Below are 17,743 nucleotides of genomic sequence, written 5' to 3' on the forward strand. Positions count from 1 at the left end.
AACCATGCAGTACCAAGTCGACACTCATACCCATACTGTGGCTTCGAGCCATGCTTATAGCACGATTCATGACTACTTAGCGGTGGCAAAGCAGAAGGGGATTCGCCTATTTGCCACCACAGATCATGGGCCTGCGATGGCCGATGCGCCGCATTTTTGGCACTTTGTGAATTTAAGAGTTTTGCCACGTATGGTTGATGGCGTCGGGATTTTGCGGGGTATCGAAGCAAACATCAAAAATATCGACGGCGAGATTGATTTCTTTGGTGATTATTTAAAGCAGCTCGATATTGTGCTCGCAGGATTTCATGAGCCCGTCTATCCTCCGTCAGATAAAGCGACTCACACAGAGGCCATGATTAATGCGATTAAGAGCGGCAAGGTTGATATCATTACTCATCCAGGTAATCCAGCCTATCCGATTGATATTGAAGCCGTTACCCGCGTCGCAGCCGAATACGGTGTGGCGCTCGAAATTAACAATTCCTCCTTTGAAGTTTCCCGTAAGGGCAGCGAAGCCAATTGCACTGCGATTGCCAAAGCGGCCAAGGAATTTGGCACGATTTTAGTTATGGGCTCTGATTCCCACGTGGCTTTTAGCTTAGGCGGTTTTGCGCGGGCGCAAGCGATTATCGATGAAGTGGCTTATCCGCCATCACGATTACTTAATCGTAGTCCTTCAGCACTCTTGGCCTTTTTAGCTGCCCGTGGCCATGAAACCGTTGCTGATTTGATCCCCTTATTCAGTGACGATGAGCCATGCTGTTGATTAGTGATGAAAATAGTGGCAACTAAAGTGACGCCACTTCAATGCGGGGCGGCGAGTGCCACAGACGCTAACACTCCTCAAGTGGTGTTAATCACTGGTGCGAAGAGTCAGCTCGCTAAGGCCTTGCTGAGAGTCGCTGCCGATATTGGTGAGCTAGCCCCAAATACCTGCACAAGTACAAGTACAAGTACAAGTGCAAACTCAGTCGCACCACTTAAGCTTTATGCGCTAAGTCGTAGTCAGTTAGACATTACCGATGCCGCCAATATTGCTGCCGTGTTTACTCAATATCGACCAAGCTGGGTGATCAATTGTGCGGCCTATAATGCAGTGGATGCTGCTGAGCATGATGCAATTGAAGCGAATGGCGTGAATGCACTCGGCCCTGAGTTATTGGCGCAGCAATGTTGGCTGTCGGGGGCGCGCCTACTGCATGTGTCGAGCGATTATGTGTTTGGTGGTCATGCTGTTTGTGATGTTAGAGAAACTGGCGCTGAGCAGTATCAAAATCCAGACTCAGCTCCAAATCATTTACCAAGGCCATTTGTTGAACTTGATGCTCCCGAGCCGTTGTCTGCTTACGGTACGAGTAAGTTGCTCGGCGAGCAGAAGGTATTGGCGGTTCTGGGCGAGGATGCAACGATTGTGCGTACCTCATGGCTCTACGGTCAAGATGGGCATAATTTTGTCCAAACCATGCTGAACTTGATGCGCACTCAACCAAGATTGCAGGTGATAGTCGATCAAATCGGCTGTCCGACGTGGAGTGATGCACTCGCTAAGGTGATTTGGCAATTAGTCATGCAACAGTGCTCGGGCGTATTTCATTACAGCGCTCAAGGCCAATGCAGTTGGTATGAATTTGCCTGTGAAATCCAGCGACAAGCCCTAGCGCTAAATCTGTTAAGTCTGCCAGTAGTTATCCAGCCGATTACCAGCGCTCACTATGCTAAACAAGCATTAAATCGCGGCGTGAGTTTGGCAAAAAGACCGAGTTATAGCGTGTTGAATAGTGCCAAAGTGCAGTCCACTTTGGCTGTCAATACCGCACTGCCTATGCCTGATAACGTCGTATGGCAAGATTGGCGTCAGCAACTGAATTGCATGTTGCGACGCTATCATGACGACAATTAACATGACTCACATTTGGGTTTAGGCAGTTTTAATCAGGCGTTAAGCGTTTACGTCATCGCAGTGATTAACACTTTCGAAAACAATAAGCTCGCCAATAATCAGATTTAAGCGACGGCTTTAGACTATCAATATGAAAACATGAGCTGTGAATACGAATGCAACTGGACTTAAGCCTCTTCTCAGCGCCAATGGCTTACCTTAGTATCGTAATCACTTTGTTTATCTGTGGTTTTGTGCACCGCGGTTTAAGCTGCGAGTCTTAGTCTATTTTGCTTGATGTATGATGAATTTGTTCTAAATTCCCCTTGGATGACAATGGCATAATGCCAAGATATTTAATGCATTAAGGAAGTTTCAGTGACAGACAAGACGACAATAGCGCAGACATTGACCAAACAAGATCTACTGCAAGTGGTCGCGATTGCCAAAGCCGCAGGCGATGCCATTATGACGGTTTATGGTCAAGATGACTTTTCGGTGAGCCATAAGGGGGACGATAGCCCTGTGACGGCGGCCGATTTAGCCGCGCACCACGTGATAGTGGCAGCATTGGCAAAGCAGTTTGTCGGTATTCCTATTATGTCTGAGGAAGCGGCGGATATCGCGTGGGACGTGCGTCGTCAATGGCAAACCTATTGGTTGATTGATCCTTTAGATGGCACTAAGGAATTTATTAAACGCAATGGCGAGTTTACCGTCAATATTGCGCTTATCCATCAAGGGGTTGCTATCGCAGGTGTAGTATATGCGCCTGTGCTCGATACGTATTATTACGGTGCTAAACATTTAGGTGCGTGGCGCCAACGAACGGGTCAAGAGAGTCCCTTATTGGGGGCCAACACGCCACGCGAAATGCCGATGATTGTCGGCAGTCGCTCGCACTTGAGCCCAGGCTTAGCGCAATATTTACAACAGTTTGGTGAGCATGACATCTTAAGCGTGGGTAGCTCGCTTAAGTTTTGTATGTTGGCTGAAGGCAGTGCCGATCTGTACCCCAGACTTGGCCCAACCAGCGAATGGGATACTGCGGCGGCGCAAGCTGTACTCGAAAGTGCAGGCGGTACAGTTGTCTGTTATGACTCAGGTGAACCATTAACTTATAATCAAAAACCTGACATTTTAAACCCTTACTTTATTGCCACAGCTCCTGGCTGGGTAAAATAACGATTGCCTTGCATCAATCTCACTTGATGAAAGGGCAAGCTAAACACTGGAGTGGTAATTCATGATGCGCATGGGCGTCGATTTAGGTGGAACAAAAATAGAATTAGTCGCACTGAGTGATGAGGGCAATGAGCTATTTCGCAAACGTGTGACGACGCCACGTGACTATCAGGGCACGCTTACTGCGGTGGTTGATTTAGTTAAGGAAGCGGAAGCGACTCTTGGCGAGAAATGCACTGTCGGCGTGGGTATTCCTGGTGTGGTATCGCCCTATTCAGGTTTAGTCAAAAATGCTAACTCGACGTGGATCAATGGTCAGCCCCTCGATGTACATTTAGGGGAATTGTTGCAGCGTGAAGTGCGGGTTGCCAATGATGCAAACTGTTTTGCGGTATCAGAGGCGGTCGATGGGGCAGCCGCTGGCGCTTCTGTGGTGTTTGGCGTGATTATTGGTACTGGTTGTGGCGCGGGTGTGGCAATTAACGGCAAAGTTCACGGTGGTGGTAATGGTATCGGCGGTGAATGGGGTCATAATCCTTTGCCTTGGATGACCAAGGAAGAGTTCAATACCACCCGATGTTTCTGTGGCAATCCCGATTGTATCGAGACCTTTATCTCTGGCACTGGCTTTGTGCGTGATTATAATGCGGCTTTGACGGCTGCGGGTACAGTGCGCGCTGCTGCCAAATCAGGTGCCGATATTATGCTGTTAGTCCATGGAGGTGACGCCATTGCGGTTGCTGCATTTGATCGTTATATGGATAGACTCGCTCGTTCACTCGCCCATGTGATCAATATGCTCGATCCCGATGCCATAGTGTTGGGCGGCGGAATGTCGAATGTCGCGGCGATTTACCCAAGATTACCGGCATTGCTGGCCCATTATGTGGTGGGACGTGAGTGTCATACGCCTGTGGTGCAGAATCTATACGGTTGTTCATCGGGTGTGCGCGGTGCCGCTTGGTTGTGGGAAAAGTGATCCATTATTGAAGATATAAACTCAACCAGTGAACTCATTACGCTATGAAATCAACGTCTAGTGATATCGGAGTCTTGTAAATAATAGCCCAGTAAAACGCTGGGCTAGCTTTATGTGCGATGTATTCCCCCCGTATTTTGATGCTATGATTGCGCTCCTTTGGATTGCTTGGCATGGACATCATGTTTTGGGTTAAGAAAGTTGTTTCACAGGGGATGATGCCGATTCCCTTTATCCTATTGTTATTACTGATTTCTTTTCTAGTATGGCGCCGTCGCAGTATGGCGAAATACTTAGTATCCTGCGCTTTTTTTCTCTTACTGTTTTTAAGCAGTCAACTGAGTGTGAATACCTTAGTGCGGCCATTAGAATCAGCTTACCCGATTAATTCCTCGCCCATCACAGGCGCTTGTTTTGTGATGGTATTAGGTTCAGGGCATGCTGATATAGCGGGAGCGACGGCGGTGCAATCCTTATCGGACGTCGCCCTTACAAGGTTAACTGAAGGAATTCGGCAACTTAAGTTGGGTCAAGAGTGTATGTTGATCGTCAGCGGCTGGGGCGGTGAACTCACTCAATTTTCCCATGCTGAAATGATGGCTAAAGCCGCGGTAGAGCTAGGTGTTGATAAAAGCCGAATTATTCAATTTCCACTGGCGCGCGATACGATTGAAGAAGCGCAATACTTAAAGTGGGAGTTAGGGGAGGAGCCCTTTCGCTTAGTCACATCGGCCACTCATATGCCAAGGGCGATGGCTATTTTCGCCGCTAAAGGCTTACAGCCATATGCTGCCCCAACGGATTTTATTGGCCGAGATGATTTTGGGTGGCGGTTAACCGCCGATAATTTAGTGGCTTCTCAACGGGCGATTCACGAATACATTGGCCGTTTGTGGTTATGGATAAAGGCAGTAAGTTAAAGGTGTGGTTTGCCGAGTTCAGTCTAAAGATAGTGAGTTTTAACAGGAATATGAACAATGACAATTGAGTCAGAAATAGTATCAGTGCGTCCTTTATCGAAACGAAATGGGTTAACCTTAACTTGGCTGGGAGGCTTAAGTCTGGTGCTGGGTTTGGGACTGTTTCTGACGTGGTCGGCCTTGTTTGCTGTTGGTTTGATGTTTTTTAGTTTGGGAGCGATTTCATTAATTCTCGGTTTAGCCAAGGTATATGAACCGGAAACGACTCTAGCATTAGATGACAAGGGGCTGACCTATTTTCATCGCCGCGGCAAAGTGTCTATCGATTGGGATAATATTCAGCGGGTCGATATTCCGCGGGTGACTAATGGTTTAGATACTATAGAGTTATCTTATTTAGGCATTAAACTGAAACATTTAAATCCCATTCTCGATAATATTTCCCTGCGTCTAGCAACAGGATTATTAACTGAACAGCGACCTTTGCTGGTGACAGCCGCCTCTCAAGATGCAGACTTAGCGACTTTAGAAACTTATCTCGGCGCTGAGTTTGGCCCTTTAGTGATTGAAGGGGATCGTTATCGTGGCGTATTGGCTATGTTTGGGCATCGCTGCGTGATGTTAGATACGCGTTTAGGGTATCACTTGTATATTCCCCATGACAGTTTAGATAGGGAACCTAAGGACTTTATTAAGTTACTTAGACAACGTATTGCACAATGTAGCCGCTCAGCTGGTTAAGTCTACAATCTCAATTGAAGATCATCAGCAATAAAAAAGGGGACCCTAGGGTCCCCAATGAGTTGCAGAGATTAAAGTTTGGGTTGTGCAGGGGCAACCCAAAGGTACTAGTGTGCTACCTCTGCGTGTACCTTATCTACACCGTAGGTTTTACCTTCAGCATGACAAGTTGCGCAAGATTCTACTGGTAAGTTAGGATCTGTCATTGCGTCAGCTTCAACCACAGCACCGTTACTTCTAAAGTGAGCGACAGCCGCTGCATCAGAGTGAGCGTGACAGCTACGGCATGATTCAGCTACTGGGCTAATGTAGTTGCTACCCACTTTGATTGAACGTTTCTCAGAGGCTAAACCACCGTCAGTCGCAAACAGTTTTGCATCATCTTTGTGACATGCAGAACATGCAGTTTCTGGTGATGGATAACCGACTAATTCACCATTGGCATCGCGGAAGATCCCTGCGATAACATCAAAGTTACCACTGTGGAAGCGGTGGGCGACGGTGAATAAGTCTTTGTTATTGAAAGTGACTTCTGGATTAATGACTTTGCTACCGTCTTCACCTTTAGAAACCACTGTTTTATGGCCTGATGCACCCGTTGTATCGTTGTGACAGTTCATACATTGATCAAAAGTGTAAGTTCCGTGTCTGGTGCCCTTGATATAATCTAAGGTGCCGTGACAGGCGTTACATTTTGCTTCTTCTACGGTAATTCGAGCAGGATCTGTCATTCGAGCTTTAACTACTGCAGAAGCATCTAAGCTATAGAATTTAACAGGAGCAGTGTTACCAATTGGATTTGTTGGGCCAAATTCAAGTCCTGTGGCATTACAGCTACTCACTTTACCTGCTTTGATACAGACGTTGGCTTCTGAACTGACGTAGATAGTACCTACAGCTTGGGCATCGGGAATATCTTTTACGAAGGTTAATACACCATCGACCAGCGTACCATTTTCAAGCTTAAGAGCGATTGCTGTTGGTTTGACATCTCTCCAAGCATAAACAGTACCATCAGTGGTTACGTTACCCAGTAATAAGCCGTTAGCCACAAACATACCAGTAGGGTTAGTTGTCGCGTTATACACTTTTAAATCGGTTCCGTTAGGAATTGCAGCGCCATTCATGGTCACATTGGCTTTTAATGTCAATGTTTTCATTCCAGGTGCTGCTGAAGTCACTACTGCAGCACTGGTAAAGTCAACTTTGAATAGGCTTGCATACTCAGCGCGTTTACCGACACTGTGTACAGCTTCAGGTGTTAAGCTACCGCTGCCATGGCAAGATTTACATTGAGTATCATCAGCTTGGGCTAAACTAAATTCTGAATGGTTTTCGCCAGTGGTGAAGTTCACATTGATATGACAACCCACACAAGCTTGTGCATAAATATTGGTGTTATAACTTGGTGCACCATCATGACAAGATTTACATTCTTTCAAATCAGATGGGAAACCAACTTCACCGAAATATTCTTTTGCTTCGCCACTTAAGCTGTCACTGATGTGATGACCTGCGTGGATCCTATGGATCATGGGAGCAAAATCAAATACCCAACCTTCGGCCAGTTGTGCGTCACTTGGAACGAGATCAGGGTTATGACAAGTTACGCAGTTTTTAACATCTTGGTAGTTATGGTGGGCTTCAATCTTCGCGATATGGCCGTCTACTTCACCGTGACAGTTTTTACATGCCGCACTAGATACTGTGTCTTTACCCGATACACCTAATTCATCTGTTGCAGGGATAAAATCAACGGGTACAGACAAAATCTTGTCAGATAGGACGACACCTGTACTATCGGCGATGTTGTAAGCACGTAAAAAGACTCTGTGTACTGCGTTTGGATTATCATTTGGATTAATGATTGGCGCTGCGCCACCATAAGTCCAAGTTGCTGTGTAAGTGCCTGGCGTCGCTGTATCTTCGGTTAAAGTACAAGCGTTTTTAGTTCCGTTCAGGCCGTTTAGAGTACAAGTTAACGAAGTGCCAGCGGCATTTGCCGTGGCATTATTTTGCCACTCAATCGGTGCGCCAGTACCTGAGGTGTTTTCATTTGCTGTTAAAGAATAAATTGCAATTTTATCCAGTCCTTTGAAAGGGACTACTTTGCCTGCATTTTTACCCGTAACAGTAAATTTAACACTGAAGCCTTCACTGCTGGTTACTTTAATGTCAGCAGGACTTAACGTGAATGCCAGATCTGTAATGGATTGAGCTGTCGTTGCGAAGGAACCCGCAGGGGCTCCGGGTGTACCTGGTGTTCCGGGAGTACCTGGTGTTCCGGGTGTACCTGGTGTGCCAGGTGCCCCATCTTGACCATCGCTTCCGTCCCCGCAGGCGGTAAGACTTAAGGTACTGACGAGAGCCAGTGCCAGTAGAGATTTATTGTAGTTTTTCATCATCGCGTCCCTTTTTCTATCTATAAGACTGCGTGTGCAGTGCCTCTAATATAGGAGGATTCATCTACTTATAAAGTGGTATTTGCAAATTTGTATCTGATATGTGAACGATGATTTAACACCTGTGAATGGTAATTCTAAACTTTGCATTTTGATATTTTAAATAGTGAAATTAAGCTGCTAATCTATGATGTGCATCACAATTTCAATCTTTAAACTTAGGCCGAAATGATGAATTCATTTTCGGTTAAGCAAAATGAACGATGTTAAGGGAGCCTAAATCTTAAGTCGTTATCTTAAGGTTTTGAGCATAAAAGCAATGGGATAAGAGGGCGAGAATGGGGGGAAGATATGGCATTTTAAAGTGATTGAATTGTGCCTTGGATAAATAGAAGTATAGCCCAGTAAACCCACTTAACCCATTTAACATCCATGACGTAAGCTAGGTTGATGAACTTAGTGTGTAATCTATTTTTGTATTAGTGTGCTGGTTCGAGTGCGGCAAGTAAGGAGCGCACGACGAGATCACACTGGCTTTGGCTGTAACGCCGATGAACTGCAGGTTTCTCAATCAGATAATAATGTGGCGCCATCATAGTTTCGTGGAGTCTATTAAGCTCTGTGTCGCTAAGGCGCTCGAGATGTAATCCGGGCATATGTTTAACTGTGTGCATATCAATGCTAGAACAAAAAGCCACACTCTTCATGGTTAATAGATGGGCATACCATTCCTCCCTGTCTATCACTTTCTCTACAGTAGGCAATAAGATACCTTGGCGCTGGCAAAATAATTCTAAGGGATCGATTTTACTGTTAAAGCCCTTGAGTTCTTGAAATAGAAACGGATGGCGACAAATTTGCTCTAAGGTAATATTTGTCTCAACGTCCCAAAGCGGATGTTGCTTGGCTGCAACGATATAAATGCCATTGATTGAGCCAAGTTTGGTGTAACTTAATTCTTTATTTTCAGCACTTTCAAACGTAATCCCAAAATCAAGCGCACCTGCGTGGATCAACTCAGCGCTATTTTCCTGCCATTTATGTAAGCGTATTTGTCCTAGCTTTTGGGCAAGTTCAGGAGTACTTAACTGAGGCGCTAAAAAGCTTAGCAGGCCATTACAAGCAGCGATATGCAGCGGTAAGTCGGTATTGATGGCCGCATTTTGTATCTGGATTGCAGATTGTTCGAGGTGATAAACCGATTCAGTAAACTGGCAAATAGCAACATAGAGACTTTCTGCTAAAGGCGTCGGTTTAAGCCCCTGTTGACGACGATAAAATAGTTCATCGTTAAAGGTTAGGCGTAATGCATTGAGGCAGCGGCTTATTTTGGGTGCAGAAACATCTAGCGCTTTGGCCGCGCTATTTGCGTGTCCAGTGTCGAAAATACTTTTAAATACAAGCAAGGTAAAAACATCGAGTTCACAGATCTGTTTTAGTAATAAGTTGCTCATTTTGTATTTTGCCCTGTATGAGTCTTAAATGCTTTTGCGGTGCTATTAGGGGAGTTCTGTGTCCTTGCGATTACCCGAACCACCGCGATCAAATATCATAATTACTAACTGCCAAGATTAACATTCAGCATGCGGATTAACTGTGATCTCTCTCGGCAAAATAACAATTATTTAACCATTGTAAAGAGGAGCGTTGGGGAGAGTTAGATGAGTAGGCGCTATGTTTAACGTCGAGTGATAAGGAATGATTGAGCTAAAAGAGTGAGTCAAAGTCTGCTCGCCTAAGGCGGCGAGCAAACGATAGTGATGCATTTAAGATTAGCGAGATTCTATGACGTCGTTTTGCACGGGCGGTAAGTTGAGTGAATCTGCTGTTGGTGTATGGCCTATTGCATGGGAATAAATGGTTGGTGCATCTTCTTTAATTCGCATCCCGATAAATTGGCCACCCTCAAGGATTTGCATTGAGGTACTTGCCACTTCGCCGTCGACAACACCATTACGTTGGATCACTAAACGCTCACAAATAAGTCTGCCTTTGAAGTGCCCATCGACGATAAATTCATGGCACTTTACTTCACCTTGAATTATACCGCCTTGTTCTATGGTGATATTGGCCTCAGAAAGCAGCTGACCTTGGATATCACCGCCAACAAGCACGTCGCCTGTTAATTCGATATTTCCCGTGAGTTTAGTGCCTCGAGCAATAAAGCTAAAAGAGGTACTTTTTTTAGGCGGGAAAAACAGTTTTTTTACAAACATCATCATAAATTAACTTAATTCGAGAAGGGATTCACTGAGTTAAACAGAGGCGCGATACTAGCTTAAAATCCATGAGAAGCACAGCTCTGCATGTGTTAATGCAATTACAGTGTTTCTATCAAGTTGGTCGTTTTATCTCAATGGCTTTGCTAGGGCAAGGAGCTACGCAGGCACCGCATCCAGTACAAAGGTCAAGGTCTATTTGCGGACGCGGAGCTTGGCCAATATTAAATACAAAACTGATGGCTCTTGGTTCGCAGGCATCCTTACAACTTTGGCACCAGATCCCTTGAAAGGTTAAGCAGCTTTCTTGAATATGGGCTTGGTATTGCCAAGGTGCTTGAGTCAAATCGAAAATATTTTCAGGGCAAGCCTTAGCACACAGAGTACAAAATGTGCACTCATTGTCCTTAAAGGAGACTTCAGGAAATCCGCCATCACCTTTGATGATAATGTGAGTTTCACAAATCTCAAGACAGGCGGAACAACGAGTACACACATCGGTGAACTCGATATCATCACGTACCCAAGGCGGCCTTATCGCATTATCTTTACGCCGGCGAAAGAGGCTGCGACGGCTGTGATTAATACTTTGAGTCATGTTGCTCCTCGGGTGGTTAATGCTGTAAAGCGATGGTATTTAGAGGGTAAAGAAAAATGGCTTGGGAGATTTCCACAAGCCATTCAAGTTATTAGCCGTTATAACCATTGGGATTGGTTGATTGCCAATGCCAGCTACTGTTGGCCATATCTTCTAGGGTATGAGTCGCTTGCCAGCCAAGATCTTCCCTTGCGTGGGTTGGATCGGCGTAGCAGGCGGCAATATCCCCTGGGCGACGTGGCGCAATTTGGTAGGCAATAGTGTTACCACAGGCTTTTTCAAAGGCCTTAACCATATCTAATACACTATATCCTTGGCCTGTGCCTAAGTTATAGGTCACCAGACCAGGTTTAGTGGCCAATTTTGCGAGCGCTTTTAAATGGCCATTGGCTAAATCCACGACATGGATATAGTCACGCACGCCGGTACCGTCGTGAGTCGGATAATCATTACCAAACACGCTTAAGGCGGTGCGTTTACCCACGGCAACCTGCGCAATAAAGGGCATTAAGTTGTTAGGGATATCGTTAGGATCTTCGCCGATTAAGCCACTGGCATGGGCGCCAACCGGATTAAAATAGCGCAGACGGGCGATATTCCAGCTCGGATCGGCATTGTGTACATCTGCCAGTATATGTTCAACCATCAACTTAGACTGACCATAAGGGTTTGTTGCCCCAGTGGGGAAGTCTTCGGTGATCGGTAAACTTGCGGGATCGCCATACACGGTTGCTGATGAGCTGAATACGAGATTTTTTACCTTAAATTCTGCCATGACTTGGCAAAGGATAAGCGTACCCGTAACGTTATTCTCATAATACTTCAGGGGTTTTGCGACGGATTCTCCCACCGCTTTTAATCCTGCAAAGTGGATAACTGAATCAATAGCATGATCGTTAAACACTTTCTGCAATAACGCTTTATTGAGAATATCGCCTTGATAGAAAGTAACCGATTTACCAGTGATCCGCTCGACTCGGTTTAAGGCTTCTATGCTTGAATTAGACAAGTTGTCCAATACAATCACATCATTACCAGCATTGAGCAGTTCTACTACTGTGTGGGTGCCAATATAGCCAGCACCACCGGTCACTAAAATCGTCATTACTTAATTCCTTTTACAACGGTTTTTAAATAGTGCGCAAAATCTTCACCGATTTCGCTGTGGCGCAGGGCATATTCAACGTTAGCACGCATATAACCTTGCTTGTTACCACAGTCATGGCTCTTACCTTCCATGTAGTAAGCATTTACGGTTTCTTGCTTCATTAACATCGCAATCGCATCAGTTAATTGAATTTCATCGCCTGCGCCCGCAGGGGTTTTAGCCAGTAGCGGCCAAATGCTGGCTGGTAAAACATAACGGCCTACAACGGCTAAGTTAGATGGCGCTTCATCCACGGCTGGCTTCTCAACCAGTTCGACTAATGGCTCAGATTCACCTGGTTGTAAATCATGACCATTCACATCGGCAATACCGTATTGGTTGACGACGTTATGTGGCACGCCTTCCACCATGATTTGACCGACTTGGGTTTCATCAAACAGGGCAACCATAGCGGCTAAGTTATCGCTACGAAGGTCACAGCTGGCTTCATCTATGATCACATCCGGTAGCAATACGGCAAATGGTGCATCGCCGACGACAGATTTAGCACACAAAATCGCATGACCTAAGCCTTTAGCTTGAGATTGGCGCACGCTGATCACTGTTACATCTTTAGGACAAATAGATTGTACGGCTTCAAGTAACTGACGTTTAACGCGGCGTTCTAATTGGGCTTCTAATTCGAAACTGGTATCGAAATGGTTTTCGATAGAGTTTTTACTGGCGTGGGTCACGAGTACAATTTCTTTGATCCCAGCCGCGATAGCTTCACTTACTACGTATTGAATCAATGGCTTATCGACAACAGGTAACATTTCCTTTGGAATTGCTTTGGTCGCGGGAAGCATACGAGTGCCTAGGCCTGCGACAGGAATAACGGCTTTACGAATTTGATGTTGTTTCATTGCGAACCTTTTAGGTCAAGGAGATGCGGTTAATGGCCAATATTGTAAATGACCTGCACAGAAAAGCTATTTAGAAACGCTGAAAACTTAGGATATTTAAGTATTTTTACAGCGAAGTCGACGTAAGTTTTAGCAAAGGTAGCACAGAGCATCTAATCCAGCATGGGTGATGTGCACTTGCATGGCATTTTTAATACCCTTGTAATATTTGCTTTACGTTTACGTCACAGTAGTGGTGCAAGAATAAAGTGTGAGGGAGTTAACAAATTTAAAGGCTTAGATCACTATGGTTCCATGAGCGCTAGCCACTAAGTGAAGACTATGACGAAAGGAACAGAGTACATCGCTCACAGAGCTGATGACACAGGGTTTATCAACTACCCGCAAGAAGAACATGAGATTTGGAGCCAGCTTTATGCCCGTCAAGCGATAAACCTGCCTGGCCGTGCCTGTAAGGAGTATTTGCAAGGGCTAGATGCCTTGGCTATGCCAAAGGATCGTATTCCGCAACTTACTGAAATTGATACTGTATTGCAAGCGACCACCGGCTGGAAAACGGCAGCCGTACCTGCGCTGATTTCCTTCGGCCGTTTCTTTGAACTGCTGGCCAATAAAGAGTTTCCTGTGGCGACATTCATTCGCCGTAAGGAAGAGTTTGATTACCTGCAAGAGCCTGATATTTTTCATGAAATCTTTGGTCACTGCCCTTTGCTCACCAACCCTTCATTTGCCAATTTTTCACATATGTATGGCCAATTAGGTTTAAATGCCAGCAAAGAAGAAAGGGTATTTTTAGCGCGTTTATACTGGTTTACGGTTGAGTTTGGCTTGCTACAGCCTAAAGATGGCCCCTTGTGTATCTATGGTGGCGGTATTTTAAGCTCACCTGGTGAAACTTTATATGCAATGGAAAGTGACGTGCCAGAACGTCAGCCCTTTGATTTATTGAATGTGCTACGAACCCCATATCGCATTGATATTATGCAGCCGATTTATTATGTGATTGAGCACATTGATATGCTTGATGAAATTGCCAAAATGGACATCATGAGTTATGTCACTAAGGCACGTCAGTTAGGTTTATTTGCTCCTAAATATCCTCCCAAAGCCAAGGCGAGCTAGTCTCGGTTCGATGGATGGTTTGATGTGTTATTTGAGCCGCCATCTAATTTAGTAATGTGATTTAAGTAATTAATAAGTAATGAGTAAAGTGCAACTGAATATCCCTATCAATGTTGCCAACAGGAGTATGTATGACTGCGTTATCGAATATGAAATGTGAAGCGTGCCAAGCCGATGCACCAAAAGTGACCGATGAAGAATTGGCAGAACTTATTCGTATGATCCCTGACTGGGGCGTGCAAGTGCGTGACGGCGTAATGCAGCTTGAGCGCGTCTACAAGTTTAAAAACTTTAAACTGGCGATGGTATTCACGAATAAGCTGGCGGATTTAGCGGAAGAAGAATTCCACCATCCAGGCATTCTCACTGAATGGGGCAAAGTGACTGTCACTTGGTGGTCGCACTCCATTAAGGGGCTACATAAGAATGACTTCATCATGGCCGCCAAGACAGACCAGTTACTAGGTTAATTATTTAATCAATTTAATCAGCATCTTAATGTGTTTTATGATGCTGATTTTTTCTTCCTGTTACAATTCAACTGTAAACTAGGCTTGCCACTTTCAGTTTAACCTTCTAACGTATACGGGCTCTGCTATTTCCCCTCATCGCTGACGTTTTCGTCAAAGGTAACGATTTGCCTAGCAAGCGTTATTTTTGTTGTAAAGCCTAAGGCGAAAAATAGCTCTGCACGGTTTATCCCCAAAATTCAAATCAAAAAAGGGAATATCAGTCATTATGCGCTTGGAAGTCAGCTGTCAGGATCGTGTTGGTTTAGCCAAAGATATCTTAGTCGTGTTAGAGCGTTATGGTATTAATTTAATTGCCATTGATGCCAGTAACCAAGGATTCCTGTACTTACAATTTGCCGAAATCAGTTTTGAAACCTTGAGTGCCTTGATGCCGCAGATCCGCAAAGTGGAAAGTGTCCACGATGTGCGTACGGTGTCATTTATGCCCTCAGAGCAAGAACATTACGCCCTTAAAACCCTGCTCAAAACCTTACCCGACTCCGTTTTTTCTATCGATGCCAAGGCACGTATCCGTATCGTTAATGAGTCCGCCTTGCTCAATATCGGCATGGGTGAGCACGAAGTGCTCGAAGAGTCGCTTAATCATTGGGTGCAAGGTTTTAACTTCAGCCGTTGGTTGAGTGAAGCACAAGTATTGCCACAAGCGGCGCGAGTTCAAATCGGTCCAAACGAATATTTAGCGGAAATGCTGCCGATTTACCTACCCGATGAGGATGAAAAAACCATCTTGGTTGGTGCTGTGGTGTCGCTGAAATCCCCTGCGCGCGTTGGAAAACAGTTTAACGCGCTGCAGAACCAAACCACTGGCTTTGAAAATGTATTAGCCAGCAGTGACAAGATGAAGGAAGTGCTTAAGCAAGCGCGGCGTATGGCCCAGCTCGATGCACCTTTGTTGATCACGGGTGAAACGGGTACTGGCAAAGAATTAATGGCCAGAGCTAGCCATGATGCGGGGATGCGCCGTGAAAAACCTTTTATCGCCATCAACTGCGCCGCTCTGCCCGACAGCGCTGCCGAAGAAGAATTATTCGGTTACGTCAGTCAGGGTAAAGTCGTCAAACGAGGCTTTTTTGAAGAAGCTAAGGGGGGCACAGTATTTCTCGATGAAGTGGCGGAAATGTCTAGGGCGGCTCAAGTTAAGCTGCTACGGCTATTGCAAGATGGCACTTTTAGACGCATAGGGGGCGATGAAGAAGTGCGTGCTGATGTGCGAATTATCTGCTCGACCCAGAAAAATTTAGCTGAACTATGCCAAACCGGTGAGTTTAGGGAAGATTTGTACTATCGCATCCATGTGTTGAGTTATCACATCCCGTCTTTACGCGAGCGTAAAGTCGATATCATTCCACTGACGGAAATGTTCCTCGAACATTACAGTCAACAGTTGTCTAGCCCAGTGCGACGGATTTCGGCCCAGTGCCGCGATCATTTGCTCACCTACGCTTGGCCAGGTAACGTACGCCAATTAAAAAACGCGGTATTTAGAGCCGTGTCTATGTGGGATGGGTCGGCCGAGTTGACGGTAGAACAGCTGAAATTGCCGTCATACGCCGAAGGTTTTGGTTACTTTGATAATGAGTTTGAAGGCAATCTCGACGATGCAATGAAGCAGTTTGAAGCGAGTTTGTTGCGTCGATTATATCCGGCCTACCCGAGCACTCGCCAGTTGGCGAAAAAGCTAGGTGTATCACACACAGCTATTGCTAATAAACTGCGAGAATACAAGATAGCCAAGCGCCGTTAGTCAAAGTCTCGTTGGGTTGACACAGTCAATGTAACAGTATCGTTCCACTTAGTTGCCGACTTTTCAGGCATATTGCTTACCGAGATATTGATAAGCGGTAACTAGGTTATAAACGTAATGATTAGTTTACAAAATGTGAAATAATTGACCTAAATGTGATTTTGGTCACGCTATAGGAATCTTGAGCTGCATCGGGTATTTCTACGCGCAACAAATACGTTAAAGCAAGTAACAGAGCATGCCTCGTTGGCGCGGACTGCGTAACGTGTATGCCCTTAATTGAGTCAAAAAGTCCGATTTAAATCGCCGAATATAAGCTGGGTGACGTCGCACGTTTTCCAGCACAATAAAATTGTACACCTAGCCGAAGAGCACTGGAGCCAATATGAAACTTGCAAGTTATAACAATGGTCGTCGTGATGGTCAGTTGATGTTAGTCAGCCGCGATCTCACTAAAACGGTTGCCGTTCCTGCCATCGCCCACACTATGCAGCAATTACTCGATGGTTGGGATTTACTGAGACCGCAATTGCAAGAATTGTACGATGCGTTAAATGAAGGCGTGTTAGATAACGCGCAAGCGTTCGACGAAGCTAAGTGCTTGTCGCCATTACCGCGTGCTTACCAATGGGCCGATGGTAGCGCTTATGTGAATCACGTTGAGTTAGTCCGTAAAGCCCGTGGCGCAGAAATGCCAGAAACCTTTTGGACAGATCCGTTGTTTTATCAAGGAGGCTCAGACAGCTTTATTGCCCCTAAAGCGGATATCCCATTGGCGAGTGAAGACTGGGGTATCGATTTCGAATCTGAAATTGCGGTTATTACCGATGATGTGCCTATGGGCGTGAGCACTGACAATGCAGCTAAGCACATTAAATTGTTGATGCTAGTTAACGATGTGTCATTGCGTAACTTGATCCCTGGTGAGTTGGCGAAAGGCTTTGGTTTTTTCCAATCTAAACCATCGAGCAGTTTTTCGCCTGTGGCTGTGACACCGGATGAATTGGGTGTCCGTTGGGAAGATTCGAAAGTGCATTTACCGCTGATCACCTATTTAAATGGTGAATTATTTGGTCGTCCGAATGCGGGCGTTGATATGACCTTTAATTTCAGTCAGTTAGTTTCGCATGTTGCAAAAACCCGTCCATTGGGCGCAGGCGCGATTATAGGCTCTGGTACTATTTCTAACTATGACCGTAGCGCAGGTTCGAGCTGTTTAGCGGAAAAACGTATGTTAGAAGTGATTGCCGAAGGCAAAGCCACTACGCCATTTATGCGTTTTGGTGACACAGTGCGCATCGAAATGCTCGATGATAATGATGTAACCATTTTTGGTTCTATCGATCAAAAAGTGGTTGAATACAAAGCCTAAGGCTTTTCCTTAAAGGGCAACACCGACTCAAAC

The 17,743-nt window shown here is 45.4% G+C and carries 16 protein-coding genes; 10 read left to right on the plus strand and 6 right to left on the minus strand.

All coding sequences use genetic code 11. From position 1 onward, the window contains the following. Window positions 1-4: 4 nt before the first annotated feature. The 6 genes from KO531_RS01375 (at window position 5) to KO531_RS01400 (ending at window position 5,707) form a co-directional block, all read left to right on the plus strand. Complete coding sequence (locus KO531_RS01375; RefSeq protein WP_219250187.1) at window positions 5-769, plus strand: phosphatase; 765 nt, start codon at window positions 5-7, stop codon at window positions 767-769. Between the two features lie 6 nt (window positions 770-775). Further along, the gene (gene rfbD / locus KO531_RS01380) at window positions 776-1,903 is read left to right on the plus strand and encodes a dTDP-4-dehydrorhamnose reductase (RefSeq protein ID WP_219250188.1); all 1,128 of its coding nucleotides are present in this window, start codon (window positions 776-778) and stop codon (window positions 1,901-1,903) included. Window positions 1,904-2,260: 357 nt separating this feature from the next. After that, entirely contained in the window at window positions 2,261-3,067 is an 807-nt protein-coding gene (gene cysQ / locus KO531_RS01385) for a 3'(2'),5'-bisphosphate nucleotidase CysQ (protein WP_219250189.1), read from the plus strand. 61 nt (window positions 3,068-3,128) lie between these two features. After that, window positions 3,129-4,046: a fructokinase gene (gene mak, locus KO531_RS01390; RefSeq protein ID WP_219250190.1), complete on the plus strand. Its 918-nt coding sequence runs from the start codon at window positions 3,129-3,131 to the stop codon at window positions 4,044-4,046. Between the two features lie 218 nt (window positions 4,047-4,264). Further along, window positions 4,265-4,966 (plus strand): YdcF family protein, encoded by a 702-nt coding sequence (locus tag KO531_RS01395; RefSeq protein WP_028760585.1) that lies wholly within the window; start codon window positions 4,265-4,267, stop codon window positions 4,964-4,966. Between the two features lie 57 nt (window positions 4,967-5,023). Further along, window positions 5,024-5,707: a DUF2982 domain-containing protein gene (locus tag KO531_RS01400; RefSeq protein WP_028760584.1), complete on the plus strand. Its 684-nt coding sequence runs from the start codon at window positions 5,024-5,026 to the stop codon at window positions 5,705-5,707. Between the two features lie 107 nt (window positions 5,708-5,814). Here KO531_RS01400 and KO531_RS01405 read toward each other — a convergent pair whose 3' ends face one another. The 6 genes from KO531_RS01405 to galU form a co-directional block, all read right to left on the minus strand. Next, the gene (locus tag KO531_RS01405; RefSeq protein WP_219250191.1) at window positions 5,815-8,112 is read right to left on the minus strand and encodes an OmcA/MtrC family decaheme c-type cytochrome; all 2,298 of its coding nucleotides are present in this window, start codon (window positions 8,110-8,112) and stop codon (window positions 5,815-5,817) included. A 476-nt stretch (window positions 8,113-8,588) separates the two neighbouring features. Next, window positions 8,589-9,563 carry a LysR family transcriptional regulator gene (locus KO531_RS01410; RefSeq protein WP_113938944.1) on the minus strand — a complete coding sequence of 325 codons (975 nt, stop codon included), beginning with the start codon at window positions 9,561-9,563 and terminating at the stop codon, window positions 8,589-8,591. A gap of 318 nt (window positions 9,564-9,881) precedes the next feature. After that, window positions 9,882-10,331, minus strand: a complete 450-nt coding sequence (locus KO531_RS01415; RefSeq protein WP_219250192.1) for a polymer-forming cytoskeletal protein — start codon at window positions 10,329-10,331, stop codon at window positions 9,882-9,884. Window positions 10,332-10,443: 112 nt separating this feature from the next. Then, a complete protein-coding gene (napF, locus tag KO531_RS01420) occupies window positions 10,444-10,926 on the minus strand; it encodes a ferredoxin-type protein NapF (RefSeq protein ID WP_219250193.1) in 483 nt (160 codons plus the stop codon). A 91-nt stretch (window positions 10,927-11,017) separates the two neighbouring features. Further along, window positions 11,018-12,031 carry a UDP-glucose 4-epimerase GalE gene (gene galE, locus KO531_RS01425; RefSeq protein ID WP_028760579.1) on the minus strand — a complete coding sequence of 338 codons (1,014 nt, stop codon included), beginning with the start codon at window positions 12,029-12,031 and terminating at the stop codon, window positions 11,018-11,020. Then, window positions 12,031-12,939, minus strand: a complete 909-nt coding sequence (gene galU, locus KO531_RS01430) for a UTP--glucose-1-phosphate uridylyltransferase GalU (protein WP_028760578.1) — start codon at window positions 12,937-12,939, stop codon at window positions 12,031-12,033. The genes galE and galU overlap by 1 nt, the downstream gene beginning before the upstream one ends. Window positions 12,940-13,260: 321 nt before the next feature. On the opposite strand from galU, the gene phhA reads away from it, so the two are divergent. The 4 genes from phhA to KO531_RS01450 all read left to right on the plus strand — a co-directional run bounded on the left by phhA (window position 13,261) and on the right by KO531_RS01450 (window position 17,710). Then, on the plus strand, window positions 13,261-14,061 hold the full coding sequence (gene phhA, locus KO531_RS01435; protein WP_219250194.1) for a phenylalanine 4-monooxygenase: 801 nt from the start codon (window positions 13,261-13,263) through the stop codon (window positions 14,059-14,061). Window positions 14,062-14,192: 131 nt separating this feature from the next. After that, window positions 14,193-14,531 (plus strand): 4a-hydroxytetrahydrobiopterin dehydratase, encoded by a 339-nt coding sequence (locus KO531_RS01440; protein ID WP_219250195.1) that lies wholly within the window; start codon window positions 14,193-14,195, stop codon window positions 14,529-14,531. Between the two features lie 268 nt (window positions 14,532-14,799). Next, complete coding sequence (gene tyrR, locus KO531_RS01445) at window positions 14,800-16,338, plus strand: transcriptional regulator TyrR (protein ID WP_113938940.1); 1,539 nt, start codon at window positions 14,800-14,802, stop codon at window positions 16,336-16,338. 385 nt (window positions 16,339-16,723) lie between these two features. Then, window positions 16,724-17,710 (plus strand): fumarylacetoacetate hydrolase family protein, encoded by a 987-nt coding sequence (locus tag KO531_RS01450; RefSeq protein ID WP_219250196.1) that lies wholly within the window; start codon window positions 16,724-16,726, stop codon window positions 17,708-17,710. Window positions 17,711-17,743: the final 33 nt, after the last annotated feature.

Origin of the sequence: Shewanella sp. NKUCC06_TVS (assembly GCF_019345515.1) — a bacterium.
GTDB classification, from domain to species: Bacteria; Pseudomonadota; Gammaproteobacteria; order Enterobacterales; family Shewanellaceae; genus Shewanella; species Shewanella oncorhynchi.

What these genes read in the sequence shown, in the direction of transcription:
- KO531_RS01375 (WP_219250187.1), top strand. Translation starts at nt 5, where the DNA reads ATGCAGTACCAAGTCGACACTCATACCCATACTGTGGCTTCGAGCCAT.
- galE (WP_028760579.1), bottom strand. Translation starts at nt 12,031, where the DNA reads ATGACGATTTTAGTGACCGGTGGTGCTGGCTATATTGGCACCCACACA.
- KO531_RS01405 (WP_219250191.1), bottom strand. Translation starts at nt 8,112, where the DNA reads ATGATGAAAAACTACAATAAATCTCTACTGGCACTGGCTCTCGTCAGT.
- galU (WP_028760578.1), bottom strand. Translation starts at nt 12,939, where the DNA reads ATGAAACAACATCAAATTCGTAAAGCCGTTATTCCTGTCGCAGGCCTA.
- KO531_RS01395 (WP_028760585.1), top strand. Translation starts at nt 4,265, where the DNA reads ATGCCGATTCCCTTTATCCTATTGTTATTACTGATTTCTTTTCTAGTA.
- phhA (WP_219250194.1), top strand. Translation starts at nt 13,261, where the DNA reads ATGACGAAAGGAACAGAGTACATCGCTCACAGAGCTGATGACACAGGG.
- napF (WP_219250193.1), bottom strand. Translation starts at nt 10,926, where the DNA reads ATGACTCAAAGTATTAATCACAGCCGTCGCAGCCTCTTTCGCCGGCGT.
- KO531_RS01400 (WP_028760584.1), top strand. Translation starts at nt 5,024, where the DNA reads ATGACAATTGAGTCAGAAATAGTATCAGTGCGTCCTTTATCGAAACGA.
- KO531_RS01440 (WP_219250195.1), top strand. Translation starts at nt 14,193, where the DNA reads ATGACTGCGTTATCGAATATGAAATGTGAAGCGTGCCAAGCCGATGCA.
- KO531_RS01415 (WP_219250192.1), bottom strand. Translation starts at nt 10,331, where the DNA reads ATGATGATGTTTGTAAAAAAACTGTTTTTCCCGCCTAAAAAAAGTACC.
- KO531_RS01410 (WP_113938944.1), bottom strand. Translation starts at nt 9,563, where the DNA reads ATGAGCAACTTATTACTAAAACAGATCTGTGAACTCGATGTTTTTACC.
- KO531_RS01450 (WP_219250196.1), top strand. Translation starts at nt 16,724, where the DNA reads ATGAAACTTGCAAGTTATAACAATGGTCGTCGTGATGGTCAGTTGATG.
- mak (WP_219250190.1), top strand. Translation starts at nt 3,129, where the DNA reads ATGATGCGCATGGGCGTCGATTTAGGTGGAACAAAAATAGAATTAGTC.
- rfbD (WP_219250188.1), top strand. Translation starts at nt 776, where the DNA reads ATGAAAATAGTGGCAACTAAAGTGACGCCACTTCAATGCGGGGCGGCG.
- tyrR (WP_113938940.1), top strand. Translation starts at nt 14,800, where the DNA reads ATGCGCTTGGAAGTCAGCTGTCAGGATCGTGTTGGTTTAGCCAAAGAT.